The sequence below is a fragment of the Achromobacter sp. genome (genome assembly GCF_036567245.1).
Taxonomy (GTDB): Bacteria; Pseudomonadota; Gammaproteobacteria; order Burkholderiales; family Burkholderiaceae_B; genus Achromobacter.
This window is the reverse complement of record NZ_DATCUY010000015.1, coordinates 1-3,835: the sequence shown is the minus strand read 5'-3', so window position 1 is coordinate 3,835 and position 3,835 is coordinate 1. Positions and strand designations below refer to the sequence as shown.

Here is a 3,835-nt window from a genome sequence, read left to right as displayed (position 1 = left end):
GGCGACGTGGTGGCGGGCCCCGCCATCATTTCCGAGCCCAACCAGACCACGGTGGTCGAACCCGGCTGGCAGGCGGAATTGACGTTGCAGGACCACTTCGTGATCCGTCGCGTGGAAGTCCGCCAGGAACGCCGCGTGGTTGGCACGCAGGCCGACCCGGTCATGCTCGAGGTATTCAACAACCTGTTCATGTCGATTGCCGAGCAAATGGGCTATCGGCTGCAGAACACCGCGTATTCGGTCAACATCAAGGAACGCCTGGATTTCTCCTGCGCCATTTTCGACGCGCAGGCGCGCCTGATCGCCAATGCACCCCACATGCCCGTGCACCTGGGGTCGATGGGGGAATCCGTGCGCACGGTCATGAACGCGAATGCGGGCCGCATGATGCCGGGCGACGCCTATGTGGTGAACGATCCCTACCATGGCGGCACGCACTTGCCCGACGTCACGGTCATCACCCCGGTGTTTGATCACGACGGACGCCAGATCCTGTTCTATGTCGGGTCGCGCGGCCACCACGCCGACATCGGCGGCACCACGCCGGGCTCGATGCCGCCAGACTCCAAGACGGTGGAAGACGAGGGCGTGTTGTTCACCAACTTCCAATTGGTGAAGAACGGCGAGTTCCGTGAACAGGCCGCCCGCGACATCCTGGGTTCCGGCCGCTGGCCCGCGCGCAATCCGGACCAGAACATCGCGGACATGCATGCGCAGATCGCGGCCAATGAAAAGGGCGTGCAGGAGCTGCTGCGCATGTGCGACCACTTCGGCCTGGATGTCGTGCGCGCCTATATGGGTCACGTGCAGGACAACGCCGAAGAGGCGGTGCGCCGCGTGATTTCGGTGCTGAAGGACGGCAGCTACGAGTATCCGCTGGACAATGGCGCGGTGATCCGCGTGGCCGTGAAGGTGGACACCGAAGCGCGCAGCGCCGTGGTGGATTTCACCGGCACGTCCAACCAGTTGGACAACAACTTCAACGCGCCCGGCGCCATCGCCGTGGCGGCGGTGCTGTACGTGTTCCGCACGCTGGTCAATGACGACATTCCGCTGAACGACGGCTGCCTCGTGCCGCTGTCCATCATCCTGCCGGAAGGTTCGATGCTGCGCCCGAACCCGCCGGCCTCGGTGGTGGCGGGCAACGTCGAAACGTCCATGTGCATCGTCAACGCGCTGTACGGCGCGCTGGGCGTGCTGGCCGCGAGCCAGGGCACGATGAACAACTTCACGTTCGGCAATGCGCGTCATCAGTACTACGAGACCATCTCGGGCGGCACGGGCGCCGGTCCCGTGCGCATCGACGCGGCGGGTCCCCACGATGAAGGCTTCGCCGGGACTTCGCTGGTGCAGGCGCACATGACCAACTCGCGGCTGACGGATCCCGAAGTGCTGGAGTTCCGCTTTCCGGTGCGTCTGGAGTCCTACGAAATCCGCAAGGGTTCGGGTGGGGCCGGCCGCTATCCGGGCGGCGAGGGCGGCGTACGCCGCATCCGCTTCCTGGAGGACATGACCGCGGCCATCCTGTCGAACAACCGCCTGTATGCGCCGTTCGGTCTGGCGGGCGGACAGCCTGGCGCCATGGGCCGCAACGCGGTCGAGCGCGCCGATGGTTCGGTTCAGGAACTGGGGCCGCAGGATAGCGCACAGCTGCATCCGGGCGACATCTTCGTCGTTGAAACGCCCGGAGGCGGGGGCTACGGCCAGGCTTGACCCCCCACAAGGCGATGAAGCAACGGCCGCGTCAGCAATGACGCGGCCGTTGTCTTGCTGCGTAGCGACTGGCTGCTATTCCGTGTCCGACATCACATCCAGCGCAATGTCCGCCTTCGCCTTCCGGTCGTAAACCCGCAAGGTCACTTCGCTCTCTCCGATCTCGAAGATCGCGGTCGCCAAGGTGTTCTCATCATCGGGATCGTCCGCCGCGATACGCAATATCGGCAACTTCCCTTCAGTGTCGTGCAAGGCGGCGATCACATCGTCGCGGCCGGTGCCGCCGGACCAGCCGTCCACGATCCCTTCGATGCGGTTTTGGCGCGCCCGGGACGAGTCCGTGACGATCTGCGCCACGCCGCCCATGTCCGCGTGCACGATGTGATTGGCATGGCCGTAGCGCGTGCCGATCTCCAGGATGGAGACTGAGCCCGGCGCGACTTCGGCGCTGAGCAGGCGCGGGTCGCCGGCGGCGCCCAGGGTGTGATGGAAGCCTCCGGAATGCGGCAGTTCGCGCAGCAGCGCGACGGCCTCGTCCAGCGTGGAGCAATCCAGCACCGCGCGCGCCATCAGCATGCGCGGCACGCCCGGATGCCGTTGACGGATGCGCAGGTTGTTGATGGTCTGGACCAGCCCGGCGCGGTTGGCGCCGAAGGTGTGGCCGGGCAGGGAACCGGGGTAATAGAAGCTGACGTAGCCGGGCGCGTCGTCCAGCGCCACGTCGACCAGATGGCAGCGCCCATGCAGGTAGGGATCCCCGTCCTCGTTGTGGCCGATCCAGCGAGTGCCGTCCGCCGCCCTCAGCGCGACCGAGGTGCAGCCGTCGGTGGTGCTGTGCAGCAGGTCGCCGCGGCAGTTCCACAGCAGCACGTCCTCGATCGGCATGCGCAAGCCTTCCGCCAGGCCTTCTAGCTCTTCCCAGACTGCCGGCAGCGCCGCTTGCGCCTGCTGCGCCAGCGTGTCCAGGAAGGTGTGGCCGCGCCACGGCCGCAGCGCGTCCCAACTGCGGCTCTGCTTCAGGTAGGTCGCCATCAGGGGGCGGGCCAGCTTGCCCAGCGCGAGGCCGGCCTGACGCCGGTTACCGGCAATGCGCACATATTTGTAGGCCATGGAAATCCTCCGGGTGTCATGCGGATTGTAAATTTTCCGGCCGCTGCCGGGTGGGGACGTATGCGTTAAGATCGGCGGTAAGCCGAGCCGGAGACCCCGGCACGGCCCTGGAATCATGCCCCTACAACAACCCCGGGGTGCCGACTGGTCCCCAAGAGGAGAGTTTCATGATCAAACGTAAAGTCGCCGCCGCGCTGGTCGGCCTGTCCGTGGCCATGTTCGGCGCCGCTTCCGGCGCCCAGGCCCAAGGCAAGGAATTGGTGGTGGCCACCGATACCGCTTTCGTGCCGTTCGAGTTCAAGCAGGGTAATACCTATGTGGGCTTCGACGTGGATCTCTGGGCTGCCATCGCCAAGGAACTCAACCTCAAGTACAAGCTGCAGCCCATGGACTTCGCCGGCATCATCCCGGGCCTGCAGACCAAGAACATCGACGCGGCGCTGGCCGGCATCACCATCCGGGACGACCGCAAGAAGGTCATCGACTTCTCCGATCCCTATTATGAAAGCGGTCTGGCCATCCTGGTCGGCGAAAAGAATACGGACATCAAGGACGCCAAGTCCCTGGCCGGCAAGACCGTCGCAGTCAAGACCGGCACCGCTACCGTGGACTTCTTGAAGGCCCAGGTGCCGGACGCCAAGCTCAAGCTGTTCCCGAATATCGACAACGCCTATCTGGAACTGGCCACGGGGCGGGTGGACGCGGCGGTGCACGACACGCCCAATGTGCAGTACTACGCCAATACGGCCGGCAAGGGCCGCGTGAAGGTGGTGGGTTCGGTCAAGAGCGGCGACTTCTACGGCATCGCGTTCCCCAAGGGCAGCGATCTGGTGCCGCAGGTGAACAAGGCGCTGGCCACGCTGAAGGCCAACGGCCAGTACGACGCCATCTACACCAAGTGGTTCGGCAAGAAGCCCTGAGCACCCGGGTTCGCTTTGCATTCCGGGACCGCCCGGCATCGGCCAGCGCCGGCTGAAGCCGGCCGCTGCGCCGCAGTCCGGCGGGCGGTCCC

General features: G+C 65.5%; 3 protein-coding genes. 2 read left to right on the top strand and 1 reads right to left on the bottom strand.

Features of this window, described 5'->3' with window-relative positions; translation table 11 throughout:
• The coding region (locus VIR09_RS00515; RefSeq protein WP_332010661.1) for a hydantoinase B/oxoprolinase family protein at positions 1 to 1,713 on the top strand (1,713 nt) is incomplete at its 5' end.
• 75 nt (positions 1,714 to 1,788) lie between these two features.
• On the opposite strand, the gene VIR09_RS00510 is transcribed toward VIR09_RS00515, so the two are convergent.
• Positions 1,789 to 2,823, bottom strand: a complete 1,035-nt coding sequence (locus tag VIR09_RS00510; RefSeq protein WP_332010659.1) for a C45 family peptidase — start codon at positions 2,821 to 2,823, stop codon at positions 1,789 to 1,791.
• Between the two features lie 167 nt (positions 2,824 to 2,990).
• On the opposite strand from VIR09_RS00510, the gene glnH reads away from it, so the two are divergent.
• Positions 2,991 to 3,743: a glutamine ABC transporter substrate-binding protein GlnH gene (glnH, locus tag VIR09_RS00505; RefSeq protein ID WP_013394003.1), complete on the top strand. Its 753-nt coding sequence runs from the start codon at positions 2,991 to 2,993 to the stop codon at positions 3,741 to 3,743.
• Positions 3,744 to 3,835 lie beyond the last annotated feature (92 nt).